Annotated in this window: 19 protein-coding genes; 6 read left to right on the top strand and 13 right to left on the bottom strand. The window is 72.4% G+C overall.

Features of this window, described 5'->3' with window-relative positions; all coding sequences use genetic code 11:
• Positions 1-9: 9 nt before the first annotated feature.
• The 8 genes from hisF to ACQP1N_RS13415 all read right to left on the bottom strand — a co-directional run bounded on the left by hisF (position 10) and on the right by ACQP1N_RS13415 (position 6,244).
• Positions 10-771, bottom strand: coding sequence for an imidazole glycerol phosphate synthase subunit HisF (hisF, locus tag ACQP1N_RS13450; RefSeq protein ID WP_067795738.1), 762 nt, complete (start codon positions 769-771; stop codon positions 10-12).
• Entirely contained in the window at positions 768-1,487 is a 720-nt protein-coding gene (priA, locus tag ACQP1N_RS13445) for a bifunctional 1-(5-phosphoribosyl)-5-((5-phosphoribosylamino)methylideneamino)imidazole-4-carboxamide isomerase/phosphoribosylanthranilate isomerase PriA (RefSeq protein ID WP_067795742.1), read from the bottom strand. Before priA ends, hisF begins: the two co-directional genes overlap by 4 nt.
• A 34-nt stretch (positions 1,488-1,521) precedes the next feature.
• Positions 1,522-2,157 carry an imidazole glycerol phosphate synthase subunit HisH gene (gene hisH, locus ACQP1N_RS13440; RefSeq protein ID WP_067795745.1) on the bottom strand — a complete coding sequence of 212 codons (636 nt, stop codon included), beginning with the start codon at positions 2,155-2,157 and terminating at the stop codon, positions 1,522-1,524.
• Positions 2,154-2,324, bottom strand: coding sequence for a hypothetical protein (locus ACQP1N_RS13435; protein WP_165488417.1), 171 nt, complete (start codon positions 2,322-2,324; stop codon positions 2,154-2,156). Before ACQP1N_RS13435 ends, hisH begins: the two co-directional genes overlap by 4 nt.
• A gap of 2 nt (positions 2,325-2,326) precedes the next feature.
• Positions 2,327-2,920: an imidazoleglycerol-phosphate dehydratase HisB gene (gene hisB / locus ACQP1N_RS13430; protein ID WP_067795747.1), complete on the bottom strand. Its 594-nt coding sequence runs from the start codon at positions 2,918-2,920 to the stop codon at positions 2,327-2,329.
• Positions 2,917-4,065, bottom strand: coding sequence for a histidinol-phosphate transaminase (locus ACQP1N_RS13425; RefSeq protein WP_084262747.1), 1,149 nt, complete (start codon positions 4,063-4,065; stop codon positions 2,917-2,919). The genes hisB and ACQP1N_RS13425 overlap by 4 nt, the downstream gene beginning before the upstream one ends.
• Positions 4,062-5,369, bottom strand: coding sequence for a histidinol dehydrogenase (hisD, locus tag ACQP1N_RS13420; RefSeq protein WP_067795750.1), 1,308 nt, complete (start codon positions 5,367-5,369; stop codon positions 4,062-4,064). The genes ACQP1N_RS13425 and hisD overlap by 4 nt, the downstream gene beginning before the upstream one ends.
• 62 nt (positions 5,370-5,431) lie before the next feature.
• Complete coding sequence (locus ACQP1N_RS13415) at positions 5,432-6,244, bottom strand: PhzF family phenazine biosynthesis protein (protein WP_067795825.1); 813 nt, start codon at positions 6,242-6,244, stop codon at positions 5,432-5,434.
• A gap of 186 nt (positions 6,245-6,430) precedes the next feature.
• Between ACQP1N_RS13415 and ACQP1N_RS13410 the strand changes: the two genes are divergently transcribed.
• Both ACQP1N_RS13410 and ybaK read left to right on the top strand, forming a co-directional pair.
• Complete coding sequence (locus tag ACQP1N_RS13410; RefSeq protein WP_067795753.1) at positions 6,431-7,093, top strand: LON peptidase substrate-binding domain-containing protein; 663 nt, start codon at positions 6,431-6,433, stop codon at positions 7,091-7,093.
• 22 nt (positions 7,094-7,115) lie between these two features.
• The gene (gene ybaK / locus ACQP1N_RS13405; protein WP_067795756.1) at positions 7,116-7,631 is read left to right on the top strand and encodes a Cys-tRNA(Pro) deacylase; all 516 of its coding nucleotides are present in this window, start codon (positions 7,116-7,118) and stop codon (positions 7,629-7,631) included.
• Here ybaK and ACQP1N_RS13400 read toward each other — a convergent pair.
• Positions 7,515-8,132 (bottom strand): hypothetical protein, encoded by a 618-nt coding sequence (locus tag ACQP1N_RS13400; protein WP_433231558.1) that lies wholly within the window; start codon positions 8,130-8,132, stop codon positions 7,515-7,517. The two genes, ybaK and ACQP1N_RS13400, sit on opposite strands and share 117 nt — an antisense overlap.
• 128 nt (positions 8,133-8,260) lie before the next feature.
• Here ACQP1N_RS13400 and ACQP1N_RS13395 point away from each other — a divergent pair, with 128 nt between their 5' ends.
• Complete coding sequence (locus tag ACQP1N_RS13395) at positions 8,261-8,965, top strand: DUF6882 domain-containing protein (RefSeq protein ID WP_067795759.1); 705 nt, start codon at positions 8,261-8,263, stop codon at positions 8,963-8,965.
• 237 nt (positions 8,966-9,202) lie between these two features.
• Here the strand turns inward: ACQP1N_RS13395 and dnaE are convergent, their stop codons facing one another.
• A complete protein-coding gene (gene dnaE, locus ACQP1N_RS13390; protein WP_067795762.1) occupies positions 9,203-12,733 on the bottom strand; it encodes a DNA polymerase III subunit alpha in 3,531 nt (1,176 codons plus the stop codon).
• A 446-nt stretch (positions 12,734-13,179) separates the two neighbouring features.
• Between dnaE and ACQP1N_RS13385 the strand changes: the two genes are divergently transcribed.
• Positions 13,180-13,887, top strand: coding sequence for an AzlC family ABC transporter permease (locus ACQP1N_RS13385; RefSeq protein ID WP_433231554.1), 708 nt, complete (start codon positions 13,180-13,182; stop codon positions 13,885-13,887).
• Positions 13,884-14,195, top strand: coding sequence for an AzlD domain-containing protein (locus ACQP1N_RS13380; RefSeq protein WP_067795769.1), 312 nt, complete (start codon positions 13,884-13,886; stop codon positions 14,193-14,195). The genes ACQP1N_RS13385 and ACQP1N_RS13380 overlap by 4 nt, the downstream gene beginning before the upstream one ends.
• 3 nt (positions 14,196-14,198) lie before the next feature.
• On the opposite strand, the gene ACQP1N_RS13375 is transcribed toward ACQP1N_RS13380, so the two are convergent.
• The 3 genes from ACQP1N_RS13375 to ACQP1N_RS13365 all read right to left on the bottom strand — a co-directional run bounded on the left by ACQP1N_RS13375 (position 14,199) and on the right by ACQP1N_RS13365 (position 16,188).
• Positions 14,199-15,134 (bottom strand): RluA family pseudouridine synthase, encoded by a 936-nt coding sequence (locus ACQP1N_RS13375; protein ID WP_067795771.1) that lies wholly within the window; start codon positions 15,132-15,134, stop codon positions 14,199-14,201.
• Positions 15,134-15,739 (bottom strand): signal peptidase II, encoded by a 606-nt coding sequence (gene lspA, locus ACQP1N_RS13370; RefSeq protein WP_217999812.1) that lies wholly within the window; start codon positions 15,737-15,739, stop codon positions 15,134-15,136. The genes ACQP1N_RS13375 and lspA overlap by 1 nt, the downstream gene beginning before the upstream one ends.
• Positions 15,740-15,807: 68 nt before the next feature.
• Positions 15,808-16,188 (bottom strand): TraR/DksA family transcriptional regulator, encoded by a 381-nt coding sequence (locus ACQP1N_RS13365; protein ID WP_067795826.1) that lies wholly within the window; start codon positions 16,186-16,188, stop codon positions 15,808-15,810.
• Between the two features lie 716 nt (positions 16,189-16,904).
• Here ACQP1N_RS13365 and ileS point away from each other — a divergent pair.
• Positions 16,905-20,078 carry an isoleucine--tRNA ligase gene (ileS, locus tag ACQP1N_RS13360; protein WP_433231550.1) on the top strand — a complete coding sequence of 1,058 codons (3,174 nt, stop codon included), beginning with the start codon at positions 16,905-16,907 and terminating at the stop codon, positions 20,076-20,078.
• Positions 20,079-20,189: the final 111 nt, after the last annotated feature.

Raw genomic sequence — 20,189 nt, 5'->3', positions numbered from 1 at the left:
GGGTCCTCTTCAGCGAACGGGGTGGCCGGCCTCGCGCAGGGCGTCCTTGACCTCGGCGATCGTCAGCTCCCCGAAGTGGAAGACGCTGGCGGCGAGGACGGCGTCCGCGCCCGCGGCCACGGCGGGCGCGAAATGCCGGACGGCGCCGGCCCCGCCGCTGGCGATCACCGGCACCGGCACCGCCGCGCGGACGCGGCAGAGCATCTCCAGGTCGAAACCGGCCTTGGTGCCGTCGGCGTCCATGGAGTTCAGCAGGATCTCCCCGACGCCGAGCTCCGCGCCGCGGCGGGCCCACTCGATCGCGTCGATGCCCGTCCCCTTGCGGCCGCCGTGCGTGGTGACCTCGAAACCCGACTCGGTGCCCGCGGCGCGGCGGGCGTCCACCGACAGGACGACGCACTGCGACCCGAAGCGGTGCGCGGCCTCCCGCAGGAACTCCGGCCGCGCGATCGCGGCCGTGTTGACGGAGACCTTGTCGGCGCCCGCGCGCAGCAGCCGGTCGATGTCCTCGACGGTGCGGACGCCGCCGCCGACGGTGAGCGGGATGAACACCTGCTCGGCGGTGCGCCGCACCACGTCGTACGTCGTGGACCGGTCCGCGCTGGACGCGGTGATGTCCAGGAACGTCAGCTCGTCGGCGCCCTCGGCGTCGTAGCGGCGCGCCAGCTCCACCGGGTCGCCGGCGTCCCGCAGGTTCTGGAAGTTGACGCCCTTGACCACGCGCCCGGCGTCGACGTCCAGGCACGGGATCACCCGCACGGCCACCGTCATCTCACGGCCTCCAGGGCCTCTTCCAGCGTGAACGCCCGCGCGTACAGGGCCTTGCCGACGATCGCGCCCTCGACGCCGTCACCGGTGAGGGCGGCGAGGGCGCGCAGGTCGTCCAGCGAGGACACGCCGCCGGACGCGACGACGGGCTTGTCCGTCCGGGAGCAGACCTCGCGGAGCAGTTCGGTGTTGGGGCCGCGCAACGTCCCGTCCTTGGTGACGTCGGTGACGACGTAACGCGGGCAGCCGTCGTCCTCCAGCCGGGCGAGGACCTCCCACAGGTCGCCGCCCTCCCGCGTCCAGCCCCGCGCGGCGAGCGTCGTCCCGCGCACGTCCAGCCCCACCGCGATCCTGTCGCCGTGCGAGGCGATGATCTTGCGGCACCAGCCGGGGTTCTCCAGCGCGGCGGTGCCGATGTTGACGCGGGCGCACCCGGTGGACAGGGCCGCCTCCAGCGACGCGTCGTCCCGGATGCCGCCGGACAGCTCGACCTTCACATCCAGCTTCCCGGTCACCTCGGCGAGCAGCTCCCGGTTGGAGCCGCGCCCGAAGGCGGCGTCCAGGTCCACGAGATGGATCCACTCCGCCCCCGCCCGCTGCCAGGCCAGCGCCGCCTCCAGCGGGGCGCCGTAGGAGGTCTCGGTCCCGGCCTCGCCCTGGACCAGGCGGACCGCCTGGCCGTCGGCGACGTCGACCGCGGGAAGGAGCGTCAAAGTCATGCGGAAACCCTATCGAGGCAGAGGGGCGGGCTGATCAGGCGATCGTGGTGAGCCAGTTGCGCAGGAGGTGCGCGCCGGCGTCACCGGACTTCTCCGGGTGGAACTGGGTGGCGCACAGGGGGCCGTTCTCGACCGCGGCGACGAAGCGGTCGCCGTGCTCGGCCCAGGTGACCAGCGGCGGCTCGATGAGGCCGGTCGGGTCGGGCTCCAGGTCCCAGGTGCGGGCGGCGTAGGAGTGGACGAAGTAGAACCGCGCGTCCGCCAGGCCGGCGAAGAGGGTGGAGCCCTCGGGCACCTCGACCGTGTTCCAGCCCATGTGCGGGACGACCGGCGCGTGCAGCCGGTCGACCGTGCCCGGCCATTCGCCGCAGCCCTCGGTGGTGACGCCGTGCTCGATGCCCTTGGTGAACAGGATCTGCATGCCGACGCAGATGCCGAGGACGGGGCGCCCGCCCGCGAGGCGGCGCCCGATGATCTGGTCGCCGCGCACCGCGCGCAGACCCGCCATGCAGGCGGCGAACGCGCCGACGCCGGGGACGACCAGGCCGTCGGCGTTCAGCGCGGCGTCCCAGTCGGCGGTGACGGTCACCTCGGCGCCGGCGCGGGCCACGGCGCGTTCGGCGGAGCGCAGGTTGCCGGAACCGTAGTCGAGGATGACGATCTTCGTCACAGCCACACCACTCCCCCGGCGAACGCCAGCCCGGCGAGGACGAGGAGGATCAGCGCGCCGATCTTGATGCCCTGCTTGATGAAGCTGTAGACGCCGGCCAGCAGGAACGCCGCGATCGCGAAGACCGCCACATTGCCGTAGGTGAAGTGCAGGTCGCCGATCTCCACGGCTACAGTGCCCCCTTGGTCGACGGGATGCCGTGCACCTTCGGGTCGAGGGCCACCGCGTCGCGCAGCGCGCGGGCGAGGGCCTTGAACTGCGCCTCCACGATGTGGTGGGCGTTGCGCCCGTACGGGACGTGGACGTGCAGCGCCACCCGGGCGTTCGACACGAACGACTCGAAGATGTGCCGGGTCATCGTGGTGTCGTACTCGGGGCCGATCATCGGGGCCATGCCGTCCGGCTCGACGTGCACCAGGTAGGGGCGGCCGGACACGTCCACGGTGACCTGCGCGAGCGCCTCGTCCAGCGGGATCGAGGCGTCGGCGAAGCGGCGGATGCCAGCCTTGTCGCCGAGCGCCGCGCGGAACGCCCGGCCGAGCGCGATGGCGGTGTCCTCGATCGTGTGGTGGCTGTCGATGTGCAGGTCACCGGTGGTCTTGACGGTCAGGTCGAACGACCCGTGCTTGCCGAGCTGGGCCAGCATGTGGTCGAAGAATCCGACGCCGGTCGCGACGTCGACCTGCCCGGTCCCGTCGAGGTCGATCTCGACGAGAACCTGGGTCTCCTTGGTCCCGCGCTCGACTCGTCCCTTGCGCGTCACAGGCTCTCCTCACTGTTCCCCACGGAACCGGCCCGGGGGGTGCGGGGGGCCGTCCCCCCTCGCGATTGCTTGAGTGCGGTGCGGAACGCGGCCATCTCCGCGGGGGTGCCGACGCTCACCCGCAGCCACTCGGGCGGTCCCACCTCCCGGATCAGCACACCGCGTTCGAGCAGGTCCTCCCAGACCCCGCGGCGGTCGGGGAACGTCCCGAACAGGACGAAGTTGGCGTCGGAGTCGGCGACCCGGAACCCTTCGGCGCGCAGCCACGCGACGATCCCGTCACGCTCGCGGCGCAGCGCCTCGACGCCGCCGAGCAGTTCCCCGCCGTGCGCGAGGGCGGTGCGGGCGACGGCCTGGGTGACGGCCGACAGGTGGTACGGCAGCCGGACGAGCAGCAGCGCGTCGATCACGGCGGGGTCGGCGGCCAGGTAGCCGAGCCGGGTCCCGGCCATCGCGAACGCCTTCGACATCGTCCGGGTGACGATCAGGCGGGGGTGACCGTCCAGCAGCGTCAGCGCGGAGGGGGTGCCCGCGCGGCGGAACTCGGCGTACGCCTCGTCCACGACGACCATGCCGGGCGCGGCCTCCAGCACCGCCCTGATCGCCTCCAGCGGCAGGGCGGTGCCGGTCGGGTTGTTCGGTGAGGTGAGGAACACGATGTCGGGACGGTGCTCCTCGACGGCCGCGAGGGCGCGCCCGGGTTCGAGGCCGAAGTCCTCGTCGCGGGAGGCGTTCACCCAGCGGGTCCCGGACACGGCGGTGATGATCGGGTGCATCGAGTAGGACGGCTCGAAGCCGAGCGCGGTGCGGCCCGTCCCGCCGAACGCCTGCAGGATCTGCTGGATGATCTCGTTGGAGCCGTTCGCCGCCCACACCCGGTCCGCGGTGAGGCCCGCGCCGGGCGTGTCGGTGTTGAGGAACGCCGCGAGGTCCTCGCGGAGCGCGACGGCGTCCCGGTCGGGGTAGCGGTTGAGGGACCCGGCGACGTCCATGACGGCTTCGCCGAGCGCCTTCACGAGCCGCTCGGACGGCGGGTAGGGGTTCTCGTTGGTGTTCAGCGCGTACGGGACGTCCAGCTGGGGCGCGCCATAGGGTTCCCTGCCGCGCAGGTCGTCCCGCAGCGGCAGGTCGTTCAGCGAGGTCACGAAGGAATCTCCCAGTCGAAGCGGGCCTTGAGCGCCGCGCCGTGCGCGGGCAGGTCCTCGGCCTCGGCGAGCGCGACGACCCGGCCGGTCGCCGCGGCGAGGGCGTCCCGGTCGTACTCGACGACGTGCACGCCGCGCAGGAACGACTGGACCGACAGCCCGGAGGAGTGGCAGGCGCACCCGCCGGTCGGCAGGACGTGGTTGGACCCGGCGAGGTAGTCGCCGAGCGACACCGGCGCGTACCGGCCCACGAAGATCGCCCCGGCGTTGCGGACCCGCGCGGCGACCTCGGCGGCGTCCGCGGTCTGGATCTCCAGGTGCTCGGCGGCGTAGGCGTCGACGACCTTCAGGCCGTCCTCGATGCCGTCCACCAGCACGATGCCGGACTGCCGCCCGGCGAGCGCCTCGGTGATCCGCTCGGTGTGCCTGGTGCGCGCGACCTGCGCCTTCAACTCGGCCTCGACCTCGTCGGCGAGCCGCACCGAGCCGGTCACCAGGACGGCGGCGGCGAGCGTGTCGTGCTCGGCCTGGCTGATCAGGTCGGCGGCGACGTCCACCGGGCTCGCGGTGTCGTCGGCGAGGATCGCGATCTCGGTCGGGCCCGCCTCGGCGTCGATGCCGATCACGCCCTTGAGCAGCCGCTTCGCGGCGGCGACATAGACGTTGCCGGGCCCGGTCACCAGGTCGGCGCGGGCGCACTCGTCGGTGCCGTAGGCGAACATCGCGATCGCCTGCGCGCCGCCGGCGGCGTGCACCTCCTCCACCCCGAGGAGCGCGCACGCGGCCAGGATCGTGGGGTGCGGCAGGCCGCCGAACTCCCGCTGCGCGGGCGAGGTCACGGCGAGGGAGCCGACACCCGCCTCCTGCGCGGGGACGACGTTCATGACCACGCTGGACGGGTACACCGCCCGCCCGCCCGGCACGTACAGGCCGACGCGCTCGACCGGGATCCACCGCTCGGTGACGGTGCCGCCCGGCACGACCCGCGTGGTCACGTCGGTGCGGCGCTGCGCGCGGTGCACGATGCGGGCGCGGCGGATGCTCTCCTCAAGGGCGTCCCGGACGGCCGGATCGAGGTCGGCGAGGGCCTGGTGGACGGCCGCCACCGGGACCCGCGTGCTCTCCAGTTCCACCCCGTCGAACGCCTTCGTGTGCTCCCGGACCGCCGCTGAGCCGCGATGGCGCACGTCCGCGCAGATGGGCCGCACCTTGTCCAGGGCGGCCTCGACGTCGAGTTCGGCGCGGGGCAGCACGGAGCGCAGGTCGCGGGGAAGCGAGCCGCGCAGGTCGATACGGGAAATCACCCGCCCAGTCTACGGAGTGCCCTCCGCCCCTCGCGCATCGTCTCAGGTGCCGAGACGCGCCGTCAGGCCAGGAGGGCACCGTCCAGCACGGTGACGGCCCGGCCCGCCAGCGTCACCCGGTCGCCGCGCAGCGCGACGCGGACGTACCCGCCGCGCGCCGACGCCTGGTAGCCGGTCAGCGTGTCGCGGCCGAGCCGCTCGGCCCAGAAGGGGGCGAGGGCGCAGTGGGCGGAGCCGGTCACCGGGTCCTCGGCGTCCCCGGGCAGCACGCGCGGCGCGAAGAACCGGGACACGAAGTCGTGCTCCCGCCCGGGGTCGGCCGCCGCCGTGACGATGACACCGCGGGCGTCGATCGCGGCGAGCGCGCGGACGTCCGGGGCGGCCCTGCGCACGGCCGTCTCGTCCGCGGCCTCCACCAGCAGGTCGTTCTGGGCGTTGCGGCCGGCGCCGAGCACCGGCAGGCCGAGCGCCTCGGCGAGCCCCCCGGGGACGCCGGCGGGCGCGGCGGGCGCGGCCGGGAAGTCCATCGCCAGGCTCCCGTCCTCCTCCCGGGTGACGGTGAGCACCCCGCTCCTGAGCGTCCGGAACCGGATCGGACGGTCCGGCGCGACCGTCCCGGTCTCATAGAGGGCGTGCGCGGAGCCCATCGTCGCGTGCCCGCAGAGGGCGACCTCCGTGACCGGCGTGAACCACCGGAGCTCGAAGTCGGCGCCGGGTCCGTCGACGGGCCGCACGAACGCCGTCTCCGAGTGCCTCATCTCGGCGGCCACGCTCTGCATCCATCCGGGATCGGCGGCGTCCTCCAGCAGGCACACCCCGGCGGGGTTTCCGGCGAACGGGCGGTCGGTGAACGCGTCGACGGCGAGAATCCTCATGACGCCGACGCTACCGGCCGTCCCGCGCCCGGCGGCATGGCCGATGAACGCGATCGACCTGCCGGCCCCCGGATGCGACACTGGCTTCACACTCTGAAAAACCTCTCTTACCAAGATCATCAATATGGACGTACCCTGACCCGAGGGCGTCTTCCCGGCGGCGTCCAGGAGCGCGGGAGTGGGAATGTGACCGAGCGGCTCGCCTTGTTCCCCCTGGGAACCGTGCTGTTCCCCGGGCTGGTGCTCCCCCTGCACCTGTTCGAGGACCGGTACCGCCGGCTGATCGGCGACCTGCTCCAGCGGCCCGAACCCCGCGGGTTCGGCGTCATCGGCATCCAGCTCGGCCACGAGGTCGGCGAGGGCGCCGCGCACCGGCTCGCCGAGGTCGGCTGCGTCGCCGAGCTGCACGAGGTGACCCCGCACCCGGACGGGCGGTACGACATCGTGACGGTCGGGGCCCGCCGGTTCCGGGTGAAGGAGCTGGACGAGTCCCGCCCCTACCTGCAGGGCGAGGTCGAGTTCCTCCCCGAGGAGGCCGGAAGCGATCCGGGGCCGATCGCGGCGCAGGTCCGCCGGCTGTTCCGGCTGTACCGGCGCCGGCTCGGCGCCGCGGGCGCGGGGCCGTTCGAGGAGATCGAGCCACCGGACGACCCGGTCGCCCTGTCGTATGTGATCGCGGCGTCGCTCGTGCTGGACGGGCACGACAAGCAGCGCCTGCTGGAGTGCGAGGACGCGGCACTGCGGCTGGCCGCCGAACGGGACCTGCTGGACCGGGAGAACCGCATCCTGGACGTGCTCCCGATGATCCCCGCCGGGCAGTTCCTGGACGGGTCGTTCGCCCCCAACTGAACGAGCACGGCAGACTGCCCTCATGAGCACTGCCAAGGCCAAGCGGGACAGGGCGGGCAAAGGCGGCCGGGGGACGCCGGCGACCGCCGCCGCGGACGGCGCCGGGATCGAGTACACCCTGCACGCCTACGAGGTGGACCCGAACGCCGGGTCCTACGGGGAGGCCGCCGCCGACGCCCTCGGCATCCCCCACGGGCAGATCTTCAAGACCCTGCTGGCCGAGGTCGACGGGCGGCTCACGGTCGGGATCGTCCCGGTGTCGTCCAGCCTGGACCTGAAGGCGCTCGCGGCGGCCGCCGGCGGCAAGAAGGCGCGGATGGCCGATCCGAAGGACGCAGAGCGCGCCACCGGCTACGTCGTCGGCGGGATCAGCCCGCTCGGGCAGCGCCGCCGGCTGCCCGCCGTGATCGACACGTCGGTGTCAGCGCTCGGGACCGTCTACGTCTCCGCCGGCCGGCGCGGACTCCAGATCGAACTCGCCCCCGCCGACCTCGTCCGCCTCACCGGCGCCCGCGTCGCCGCCATCGCCCGCGGGTAGCCGCCCGACGACCAGCTCCAGCAGCCCGTACACCGCCACGGCCGGCAGCGGCCAGAACATCAGCACGCCCTTGGCGCGCAGGTCGGCGACGCCGGTGACGGCGGTGCCGTCGCGCGCGTGCCGGACCGCGTCCTGGAAGCCGCTGAGGCCGATCATGTGGCCGGTCTTCCAGGCAAGGACGGCCGCGGCGCAGCCCCCGGCGGCCAGCCCGAGCAGCAGCGCGACATCGTTGCCGCGGCCGCCCGCCAGATAGCCGGCGACACCGCACGCGATCCCGGCGACCAGGGCGATCAGCGCGAACCGCGCGTCCACCCCGATCGGGCCCTGCCCTTCCGGATCGGCGATCAGCGGCTCACCCTGCACGACCACATAGGTCACCGCGGGGACGGTCTTCGCCCACAGCAGGCCCGCCGGCGGCCCGAGCAGCGCCACGACGGCGGTGGCGACGGCCCATGTCGCCAAGAGCCTCGTCGCGAAGAGCCTCCCGGCAGGTCGCCGCACCTCGTACCCTCCTAGGGGTAAGTCCTCTGACAGCGAAAGCCTAGCCTGCCCGGTTCGGCCGATCGACTCTCGAAGGGTGTCCGATTCCCGCCCACGACCGCCTCGATTACTGGGATAATGTGCCCGACATGGCCGGATTCAGCCCCGCGTTCGAACGCCTCGGCGCCGCGCTGGCGGCCGTCGTCCTGCAGCAGCAGGAGACGCTCGCCGAGTTCCTGCCGCGCGAGGACTGGAGCGCCGACCTGACCGCCCGCACCTACACCAGCGGCGGCGTCACCGTCCGGATCTCGCTGCTCGGCAGCTACGCGGTACGCGAGCGCACCTGGCTGTGGGGGTGGGCCAACCCCCCGTTCGGCGCCGCGCATCCCGCGGTCGTCCCGACGCTGCTGCTCCGGACGCTCGGCGAGCGGCTCGGCATCACCGAGTTCACCACCCCCGAGGTCGACCTGTCCGGGTACGAGGGCCCGGCCGGGCACGGCGGCGAACTCATGGCGATGGCCGCGGGCGGCGTCCTCGGCGGCGCCGGCTACATCGGCGTCGGCTACGACGGCGGCTCCGCCTACCTGCACGTCGACGACCCGCGGGTGCCGGCCGCCCAGTGGGACCCGGTCCCGCTGCCCCGGCTGCTGGCGAACGCGGCCGGCCTGTTCCCGCGGGAGCCCCGGCTGACGCTCGCCGGGTTCCTGTCGCACCACCGCATCGCCTACCGGCAGACCGACATGCGGACCGAGGTCATGCTCCCCGGCGGCGGCACCGCCCACGCCACCTTCGACGGCCTCGGCCGCTTCGTCGACTGGAAAGCTGAACTGACCCCCGCCGCCGTCGCCACCTGACGTCCGGCACCGCTCATGGCTGAGCACAGTGCCATCGAACCCGACCACGTCGACCGCCGCCTGAGCCACGCGTCCACCTCAGGCGTTGCGATCGCGTGCGAAGCCGGTTTCGAGCCCGCGAGAAACCGATCGCGCGGCGAGCCGCCGGGCGAGCCGGAGCGATGCAGCGATCGCCGCGGTGCCCGTTGCAGGAAGGCACTCCGGCGCCTGACGCCGAGGGCAGTGCAATGAACAGCGTCAGCCCAGGCAGGAGGGGCCGAGAAGCTGTTTCAGGTCGCCCATGAGGGCCGGGGACGGCGCCACGCGGAGCCTGTCGTCCAGCCGGACGACCGTGGTGCGCGGCCCATTCTGGATGTGCAGGTGCACCTCCGCCGTGCCCGGATGGGTGATCAGCACCTCCTTCAGCCGCGAGACCGTCGGCGGCGTGCAGCGGCCGAGCGGCATCGTGACCGAGAACGGGCCGGTGGCGTCGGTGATCGTGAGGTCGGGCTGGGTGACCTCCATCGCGATGATCTTCGCGACGTCCTCGCGGCGGTCGAGGCGGCCCTTGACGACGAGGATCGCGTCCTCCGCCAGCAGCGTCGAGCACAGCTGGTAGGACGACGGGAAGCACATCACCTCGATGGAACCGCCCAGGTCCTCCAGCTGGAACATCGCCCACGAGTTGCCCTGCTTGGTGACCTTGCGCTGCAGGCCCGACAGCAGGCCGGCGACGACGACGACCTGGCCGTCCGGCCGCTCCCCCCCGTTCAGGACGGCGATCGTGCAGTCGGCCTCGCGCTCCAGGATGTGCTCGACGCCGAGGAGCGGGTGGTCGGAGACGTACAGGCCGAGCATCTCCCGCTCGAACGCGAGCAGGGTCGTCTTGTCCCACTCCTCGCCCTCGGGGATCGCCACGGCGAACGCGTCCTCGCCGCCGTCGTCCTCCAGCGCGCCGAACAGGGAGTCCTGGCCGACGGCCTCCTTGCGCTTGATGTCGATGACCGAGTCGATGGCCTGCTCGTGCACCATCAGCAGCGACTTGCGCCGGTGGCCCAGCTCGTCGAACGCGCCGGCCTTGATCAGCGACTCCACGACCCGCTTGTTGCACACCTGCGGGGGGACCTTGCCGAGGAAGTCGTTGAAGTCGGTGTAGGCGCCCTTCTCCTTGCGGGCCGCGACGATCCCGTCCACCACGTTGTGGCCGACGTTGCGGACCGCCGACAGCCCGAACCGGATCTCGGTGTCGCCCAGCGGGGTGAAGTCGGCCTCGGAGGTGTTGACGTCCGGCGGCAGGACCTTCAGCCCCATCCGGCGGCACTCCGACAGGTAGAGGGCGCTCTTGTCCTTGTCGTCGCCGACGGAGGTGAGCAGGCCCGCCATGTACTCGGCCGGGTAGTTCGCCTTCAGGTAGGCCGTCCAGTAGGAGACCAGCCCGTACGCGGCGGAGTGCGCCTTGTTGAACGCGTAGTCGGAGAACGGGACGAGGATGTCCCACAGCGTCTTGACGGCCTCCTTGGAGAAGCCGTTGTCGATCATGCCCTTCTCGAACCCGACGAACTGCGCGTCCAGCTCGGCCTTCTTCTTCTTGCCCATGACGCGGCGCAGCAGGTCCGCCTTGCCGAGCGTGTAGCCCGCCACCTTCTGCGCGATCGCCATGACCTGCTCCTGATAGACGATCAGGCCGTAGGTCGTGTCGAGGATCTCCCTGAGCGGTTCCTCCAGCTCCGGGTGGATCGGGGTGATCTCCTGCTGGCCGTTCTTGCGGAGCGCGTAGTTGGTATGGGAGTTCGCGCCCATCGGACCGGGACGGTACAGGGCGCCGACGGCGGAGATGTCCTCGAAGTTGTCCGGCTTCATCAGCCGCAGCAGCGAGCGCATCGGGCCGCCGTCGAACTGGAAGACGCCCAGCGTGTCGCCGCGTGCGAGCAGGTCGTAGGTCTTCTTGTCGTCGAGCGGGAGCGCGAGCAGGTCGACGTCGACGCCCTTGTTCTTCTTGATGCCCTTGAGCGCGTCGTCGATGATCGTCAGGTTCCGCAGGCCGAGGAAGTCCATCTTCAGCAGGCCGAGCGTCTCGCAGGTCGGATAGTCGAACTGCGTGATGATCGCCCCGTCGGCGTCCCTGCGCATGATCGGGATGTGGTCGGTGATCGTCTCGCCGGACATGATGATCCCGGCGGCGTGCACGCCGGTCTGGCGGATCAGCCCCTCCAGGCCCTGCGCCAGATCCATGATCTGCTTGACGTCGGTCTCTTCCTCGTACAGCTTGCGCAGTTCGCCCGCCTCACCGTAGCGGGGGTGCTTGTCGTCGAAGATGCCCGACAGCGGGATGTCCTTGCCCATCACGGCGGGCGGGAACGCCTTGGAGATCCGGTCGCCGAGCGCGTACGGGAAACCGAGGACCCGGCCCGCGTCCTTGATGGCGGCCTTCGCCTTGATGGTGCCGAACGTGGCGATGAACGAGACCTTGTCGGCGCCCCACTTCTCCGTCGTGTACCTGATGACCTCGGCGCGCCGGTCTTCAGGGAAGTCGATGTCGATGTCGGGCATGGACGCGCGCTCGGGGTTCAGGAACCGCTCGAAGATCAGCCCGTGCGGGATCGGGTCGAGGTCGGTGATGCCCATCGCGTAGGCGATCAGCGAGCCCGCGGCGGACCCTCGCCCCGGCCCGACCAGGATGCCGTTCTGCTTGGCCCACATGATGAAGTCGGCGACGACGAGGAAGTAGGACGGGTACCCCTTGCCGAGGATGACGCCCATCTCGTACTCGGCCTGCTCCTTGTAGCCGTCGGGGAGGCCGTCCGGGAAGCGGCGCTCCAGCCCCTTCCAGACCTCCTTGCGGAACCAGCTCTCCTCGGTCTCGCCCTCGGGGACGGGGAAGCGGGGGCTGAGGTCGCGGTACTCGAACATGCCCGCCGGGTCGACGCGCTCGGCGACCAGCAGCGTGTTCCTGCAGCCCTCGGCCCAGATGTCGGACGAGTCGATGCCGCGCATCTCGTCCGCCGTCTTGAGGTAGTAGCCGCTGCCGTCGAACCGGAACCGGTCGGGGTCGGCGAGCTGCTTGCCCACCTGGACGCACAGCAGCGCGTCGTGCGCGGTGGCCTCCGACTCGTGGGTGTAGTGCGAGTCGTTCGTGACCACCGGCGGGATGTTCAGCTTCCTGCCGATCTCGATGAGGCCGTCGCGGACCCTGCGCTCGATCTCCAGCCCGTGGTCCATCAGCTCCAGGAAGTAGTTCTCCTTGCCGAGGATGTCCTGGAAGGTGGCGGCGGCCTTCAGCGCCTCGTCGAACTGGCCGAGCCGCAGCCGGGTCTGGATCTTGCCGGACGGGCAGCCGGTGGTGCCCATCACGCCCTCGGCGTGCTCGGCGAGGAGCTCCTCGTCCATGCGGGCGTACTTGAAGACGAAGCCCTCGGTGTAGGCGCGGCTCGACAGCTTGAACATGTTGTGCAGGCCGGTCCTGTTCCGCGCCCACAGGGTCATGTGGTTGATCAGGCCGCCGCCGGAGACGTCGTCGCGCTTCTGGCTCGGCTCCCCCCACTGGACCTTCTTCTTGTGGAACCGGGACTCGGGCGCCATGTACGCCTCGATCCCGATGAGGGGGGTGACCCCGGCCGCGGTCGCGTGCTTGTGGAATTCGTAGGCGCCGTGCATGTTGCCGTGGTCGGTCATGGCGATCGCCGGCATCTTCTGCCGGTCCACCTCTTCGAACATCTGCTTCAGCCGGGCGGCGCCGTCCAGCATGGAGTACTCCGTATGGACGTGCAGATGAACGAAAGAGTCGGCCATGCCTGTTGCGCCTCCTGCTCGTCGCATGCGACCGCCCACGTGCTTGGCCGGCACGTGGTGGCGTTATCGGTCCCGGGGGAAGACCGTCAACCCGGACGGGAGCGCCGGGATGACGCGATGCTGAGAGCCTAACCCTCATCGCGGGTCCCACGCGCCCCGACGCGCCCGATCCCGGCGCCGCCGTCCAGGTGTCTCAGCAGGCGGGACGACGTGTCCGCAGTTCGACACGCGGACCCGGCGGCGCATACGCTCCCGGGCATGAAACGTCGCCATTGCGGGTTCACGCCGCCGGCTCCGGGCGAGCCGGTCGCCATCGCGACCTGAGCGACGACCCCGGAGCCGGCCGAGGCGGAGCCCCTCCCGGGCTCCGCTTCTCCGCCGGCCAGGCGCGGCCCCGGGCATCGGCCTCCCTGCGCGGCCCGCCGCAGCACGAGAGGGAATCCGTCATGCACGACCAGGTGATCGACCCCGCGGCCGCGCGGGACGAGCGCGCGCGGGCGGCCGCCGTCCGGGACGGGCTGAGCGTGGGCATCGCCGTGGGCGTGTCCGGGCTCGCGTTCGGCGCGGCGGCGGTCACCGCCGGCCTCACGGTCGCGCAGGCGTGCGCGCTGAGCCTGCTGACGTTCACCGGCGCGTCCCAGTTCGCGCTGGCCGGGGTGATCGGCGGGGGCGGCGGGCTGGTCGCCGGGACGCTCGGCGCGGTGCTGCTCGGCGGGCGCAACGCCCTGTACGGGCTGCGGCTCGCCGGGACGCTCGGCGTGCGCGGCTGGCGCCGGCTGCTCACCGCGCAGGCCGTCATCGACGAGACCGCCGCCGTCGCGACCGCGCAGCACGGCCGGGCGGCGGCCCGCGCCGGGTTCTACACCACCGCGATCAGCCTCTACCTGGCGTGGAACGCCACCACGCTGCTCGGCGCGGCCGGCACCGCCCGGCTGGGCGACCCCGACGCCATCGGCCTGGACGTCCTCGGCCCCGCCGCGTTCCTGGCGCTGCTGTGGCCCCGGCTGACCGGGGGCGGGGACGCGGTGCGGACCGCCCTGGCGGCGGCCGTGATCGCGGTGGCCGCGACGCCGCTGCTGCCGCCCGGCGTGCCGGTCATGCTGGCCGCCGTCGCCGCGCTGCCCGCCCTGCTCCGCGGGAGGGCCACGTCGTGAGCGTGTGGATCGCGGTGCTGGCCACCGGGCTCGGCTGCTACGCGCTGAAGCTCTCCGGGCTCGTCATCCCGCAGCGGGTCCTGGACGACCCGCGCGTGCGCCGGTTCACCGGGCTGGTGCCGGTGGCGCTGCTGACCGCGCTGACGGCCGTCCAGGCGCTGGCCGACGGCAGGTCCCTGGAGTTCGACGCCGCCCGCCTGGCGGGCCTCGGCGCGGCCGTCGCCGCGCTCGCGCTGCGGGCGCCGTTCCTGGTGGTCCTGATCGCCGCCGCCGCCGTCACCGCCGGGCTGCGCCTCCTCGGCCTGTAGCGGTCACGACTCCGCTTCGACGATCTCCAGGGCGCGGGCCAGGTCGTCCGGGTACGGGCTCTCGAACTCCACCCACTCGCCCTTCGTGGGGTGCTCGAACCCGAGCCGGACGGCGTGCAGCCACTGCCGCTTCAAGCCGAGCCGAGCCGCCAGCGTCGGATCGGCGCCGTACGCCAGGTCGCCCGCGCACGGGTGCCGGATCGCGGCCATGTGCACCCGGATCTGGTGCGTGCGGCCCGTCTCCAGGTCGATGTCGAGCAGCGTCGCCGCCCGGAACGCCTCCACCGTGTCGTAGTGCGTGACCGACGGCTTGCCGCCCGCCACCACCGCGAACCGGCCGTCGCCGGACGGATGCCGGTCGATCGGCGCGTCCACCGTCCCGCGGAACGGGTCCGGATGGCCCTGTACGAGCGCCCGGTAGCGCTTGTCGATGCGGCGCTCCTTGAACGCCCGCTTGAGCCGCGAGTACGCGACCTCGCTCTTCGCCACGACCATCGCGCCCGTGGTGTTGGCGTCCAGCCGGTGGACGATCCCCTGCCGCTCGGACGCACCGCTGGTCGCGATCGTGTGCCCGGCGCCGAGCAGCCCGCCGAGGACGGTCGGGCCCGTCCAGCCGGTGGTGGGGTGCGCCGCGACACCGACCGGCTTGTTCACCACCACGATGTCGTCGTCCTCGTACAGGACGCTCATTCCGGGGACGGGCTCGGCGACCGGCGCGGGCGGCGCGGGCGGCGGCGGGAGCGTCACCTCCAGCCAGGCGCCGGCGTGCAGCCGCTCGGACTTGGTGACCACCGCGGTGCCGTCCAGCAGCACGTCGCCGGCGGCGACGATCTCGGCGGCGCTGCTGCGCGACAGCCCGAACAGCCGTGCCAGCGCGGCGTCGACCCGCTCGCCCTCCAGCCCGTCCGGCACGGGAAGGCTACGCACCTCGCCGCCCATCAGGCCTTCTCCTCCGGGGTCGCGACCTCGGCGCCGGTTCCGGGCCCGCCGTCCCCGGCGGTGTCCGGCTTCCCGGTCTCAGGCCGCTCCGCCTCGGGCCGCTCCGTCTCAGGGTCGTCGGCCTCAGGGTCGTCGCCCTTGCCGGAGATGCGGGTCCCGTCGACCTGCAGACCGCGGGCCGCCAGCAGGACGGCGAGGGCGCCGCCGCAGACGATCGCCGAGTCGGCCAGGTTGAACACCGGCCAGTGCGGCAACTGGATCCAGTCGACGACATGGCCCTTCAGCGGCGCCGGGGCCCGCACCAGCCGGTCGATCAGGTTGCCGAGCGCGCCGCCGAGCAGCAGGCCGAGGCACACCGCCCACGGGGTGCTGCGCAGATTCCGGGCGGTCCGCAGGATCGCGACCACCACGCCGCAGGCGATCAGGGTGAACACGACCGTGTAGCCGGTGCCGATCGAGAACGCGGCACCGCTGTTGCGGGTCTCCAGCAGCGTCACCGCCCCGCCGAGCAGCCGGACCGGCTCCCGGTCCTGCAGCGTCGCCACCACGATGATCTTGGACACGATGTCGGCGGCGAGCGCGGCCAGGGCCACGGCGACCAGCACGCCGACGCGGCGCGGCCGAGGAGATCCCGTGGATTCCCCGGCCCCGCGCTCTGGGTTCGTTGAGTCGCTCAGCGACGTTCCTCGCGTTGTTTGCATGTCACACACAGGGTCGCACGCGGAAAGACCTGGAGACGCGCCTTGCCGATCGGCTTGGCGCAGGACTCGCAGATCCCGTACGTGCCGGCGTCCATCAGCTGGACGGCCCGCTCGATCTGGGCGAGCAGGTCCTGTGAATTGTAGGCCAGCGCGAGCTCGTGCTCACGCTCGTAGGTCTTGGCGCCCGCGTCGGCCTGGTCGTCGCCGGCGCCGTCGCTGGCGTCGCCCTCGGCGATCTGGCTCGCGGACGCGGCGATCTCGGCGCGCAGGGTCTCGATCTGCTCTTGCAGCCCGGCCCGCACCTCGGCGAGCTCGCCGGGCGTCCAGCGGTGCTCCCCCTCGCGGACCGGCAGCTCCGCGGCCGCCGCCTTGGCCGGGGCCCGGCCGTCCCGCGCCGCCTTCCCCGTCTTCGCGGGACCGCGCCCGGCCGCCGGTCTGCCCCGCTTTCCGGCGGAGTTCTTCGCACCGGACGTCTTGTCCCGGGTCTTCGCCGCGGTGGGCGTCTCCTCGGCGGGCTTCGCGTCCCTCGTCGCGCCGGCCATGTCGGCCTCCCTCGCGCTGATCGCCTCGACGGGCAGCATAAGTCCCCTTTTCTCGGGAGCGGTAAACAACCTGGGCCGTGTTACCGACCGCTTATGCCCGCCCGCCGAACGCCCGGAAACCCCAGCGCAACGCACGAGATCGCAAAGGGTGGGTGTGGTCGGCCCACGGGGACACCACCGCGGGCCGGCCGGGAAACCGCGGGCCGGCCGGGAAACCGGGAAGAGTGGGCAGGCCGGGTGCGTTAAAGTTCAGACGAGCAGTCTGTACGGCAGGCGCTGATGGGGACACCTGCCGCCGCACGCGGCCATGAGCGACCCGGGGACGGTGTGAGCCCGGGGGCGAGCACGGCGGTCTGATCACCCCGGAGCCGCCGGAGGAACCGCCCGCGGGCGCAGTAGAACCGGCAGCCGGGACTCGAACGAAGCGGGCCGTGCCGTCCGGGCGCGGTCAAGGAGGGTGGTACCGCGGGGCCGCGCGCCTCGTCCCTCCGGTCAACGTGTTCGCGTCGATCCGGAGGTCCGCCATCGTGAGCCGAGCGTTTCGGCCGCTGCCCGCGCAGGTCGATCTGCCCGCCCTGGAGCGGGACATGCTGCGCCGCTGGCAGGAGAACAAGGTTTTCGAGCGGTCGCTGGAGCGCACCGCGTCCGGTACCCCGTGGGTGTTCTACGAGGGTCCGCCCACCGCCAACGGCATGCCGGGCGTCCACCACGTCGAGGCCCGCGTGTTCAAGGACGTCTTCCCGCGTTTCAAGACCATGAAGGGCCACCACGTCCCGCGCAAGGCGGGCTGGGACTGCCACGGGCTGCCCGTCGAGGTGGCCGTGGAGAAGGAGCTCGGCCTCACCGGCAAGAAGGACATCGAGGAGTACGGCGTCGCGGAGTTCAACGCCCGCTGCCGCGAGTCGGTCCTGCGCCACGTGGACGCGTTCGAGGAAATGACCGAGCGCATGGGCTACTGGGTCAACCTCGACGAGGCGTACCGGACGATGGACGCCGAATACGTCGAGTCCGTGTGGTGGTCCCTGAAGCAGGTGTTCGACAAGGGCCTGCTGTTCCGCGACTTCCGCATCACGCCGTACTGCCCGCGCTGCGGGACGGGCCTGTCCGACCACGAGCTGGGCCAGCCGGGCGGCTACGAGACGGTGTCCAGCCCGTCGGTGTACGTGCGGATGCCCGTCACGTCCGGTCCGCTCGCCGAGATGGGCGCCGCGCTGCTCATCTGGACGACGACCCCGTGGACGCTGGTGTCGAACACCGCCGTCGCCGTCCACCCGGACGTCACGTACGTCGCCGCCCGGCCGCAGGGATCGGACGAGGTGCTCGTCGTGGCCGAGCCCCTCCTCGACCGGGTCCTCGGTGAGGGTGCCGAGCGGCTGGCGACGTTCCAGGGCACCGAGCTGGAGCACACCGCGTACCGGCGGCCGTTCGACCTGGTCGACATCCCGGACGCGCACTACGTCGTCCTGGGCGGCTACGTCACCGTCGAGGACGGCACCGGGCTCGTCCACCAGGCGCCCGCGTTCGGCGGCGACGACATGACCGTCTGCAAGGCCTACGGGATGCCGATCGTCAACCCGGTCGGGCCGGACGGGCGTTTCCTGCGCGAGGTCCCCCAGGTCGGCGGCAAGTTCTTCAAGGACGCCGACGAGCCCCTCACCGAGGACCTGCGCGCGCGCGGGCTGCTGTTCCGCGGCGGGCACTTCGAGCACAGCTACCCGCACTGCTGGCGCTGCCACACGCCGCTGCTCTACTACGCGCTCCCCGCCTGGTACATCCGCACCACGCAGATCAAGGACCGGCTGCTGGAGGAGAACGAGAAGACCAACTGGTACCCCGAGACGGTCAAGCACGGCCGGTACGGGGAGTGGCTGCGCAACAACGTCGACTGGTCCCTGTCCCGCAGCCGCTACTGGGGCACTCCCCTGCCGCTGTGGGTCTGCGGTGACGACGAGGACCACGTCACCTGCGTCGGGTCGCTCAAGGAACTCGGCGCGCTTGCGGAGCAGGACCTGTCGGCGCTCGATCCGCACCGCCCGCACGTCGACGACGTCACGTTCCCCTGCCCGCGGTGCGGGACGGAGGCGCGCCGCGTGCCGGACGTCATCGACGCCTGGTACGACTCCGGGTCGATGCCGTTCGCGCAGTGGGGCGCCCCCTACCGCAACAACGATGTCTTCGAGGAGGCCTACCCGGCCCAGTACATCTGCGAGGCGCAGGACCAGACCCGCGGCTGGTTCTACTCCCTCATGGCGGTCGGGACACTCGTGTTCGACCGGTCGTCCTACGAGAACGTCGTATGCCTGGGGCTGATCCTCGCCGAGGACGGCCGGAAGATGAGCAAGCACCTCGGCAACGTCCTGCGGCCCATCCCGCTGATGGACCAGCACGGCGCCGACGCGGTGCGCTGGTTCATGGCCGCGAGCGGGCTGCCGTGGGCGTCCCGCCGCGTCGGGCACGGCGTCCTGGAGGAGATCGTCCGCAAGGTCCTCCTCACCTACTGGAACACCGCGTCGTTCTTCGTCCTCTACGCGAACGCCGCCGAGGCGCAGGGCCGTGCGTGGACGCCGGACCGGGCGGCGGAGGCGCCCGCCCCGGCCGACCGCCCGCTGCTGGACCGCTGGGCGCTCGCCGAACTGCACCGCACGGTCCGCGAGGTCGACGCGGCGCTGGAGGAGTTCGACACCGCCCGCGCGGGACGGCGCCTCTCGCAGTTCATCGACGACCTGTCCAACTGGTACGTGCGGCGCTCCCGGCGGCGCTTCTGGGAAGGCCCCGGAACCCCCGAGGGCTCGGCCGCGTTCGCCACCCTCTACGAGTGCCTGGAGACCCTCACCCGGCTGATGGCGCCGATCGTCCCGTTCGTCACCGACCACGTGTGGGACGTCATCCGGCCGGAGGACGGCCCCGAGTCGGTGCACCTGGCCGACTGGCCCACGGTCCAGGAGAACCTGCTGGACGAGACCCTGACCGCCCAGATGGCCCTCGTCCGCCGGCTGGTGGAGCTGGGCCGCTCCGCGCGGGCCGCGAGCGGCGTACGGACCCGCCAGCCGCTCGGCCGCGCGCTCGTCGGCGCGGCCGGCTGGCCGGCGCTGCCCGAGCAGCTCCGGGCGCAGATCTCCGAGGAGCTGAACGTCCTCGGCTTCGAGGAGCTGTCCTCGATCGGCGGTGACCTCGTCGAATACGAGGTCAAGCCGAACTTCCGGGAGCTCGGCAGGCGCTACGCCAAGGACACCCCGAAGGTCGCCAAGGCGATCACCTCGGCGGACGCGGCGGCCCTCGTGCGGGCGCTGCGCGCGGGCGAGGCGCAGGTCGAGGCGGGGGACCTCGGCACGGTGCCCCTGGCGGCGGACGACGTGATCGTCACCGAGCGTCCGCGCAGCGGATGGGCGGTGGAGAGCGCCGCCGGCGAGACCGTCGCGCTCGACCTCACCGTCACCCCCGAGCTGCGGCGCGCGGGCCTGGTGCGGGAGGCCGTCCGGCTGGTCCAGGAGGGCCGCAAGGCCGCCGGGCTGGAGGTCACCGACCGCATCGAGCTGTGGTGGGAGGCGACCGGCACGGACCTCGCGGAGGCGCTGCGCGCCCACACCGCGGAGGTGGCCGGCGAGGTCCTCGCGACCACGGTGACCGAGGGCCGGCCCGAGGGCGTCCCCGCCACCAGGGACGAGGACCTGGGCCTCACCTACTACCTCCGCAAGGCGTGACCCTCTCCGCCGCGTCCGGACGCGTCCGGACGCGGCGGAGAACTTTTCGCCGGGGGTTCTTCGCGACACATCGCGTTTGCAATGATTGGGTTGTGAATCTTCCCGAGCAGC

It is taken from the genome of Actinomadura formosensis, assembly GCF_050948385.1.
In the GTDB taxonomy this organism is placed as follows: Bacteria; Actinomycetota; Actinomycetes; order Streptosporangiales; family Streptosporangiaceae; genus Spirillospora; species Spirillospora formosensis.
Note: the sequence above shows the minus strand (reverse complement) of the source record. Positions and strands in the feature narration are given on the sequence as shown.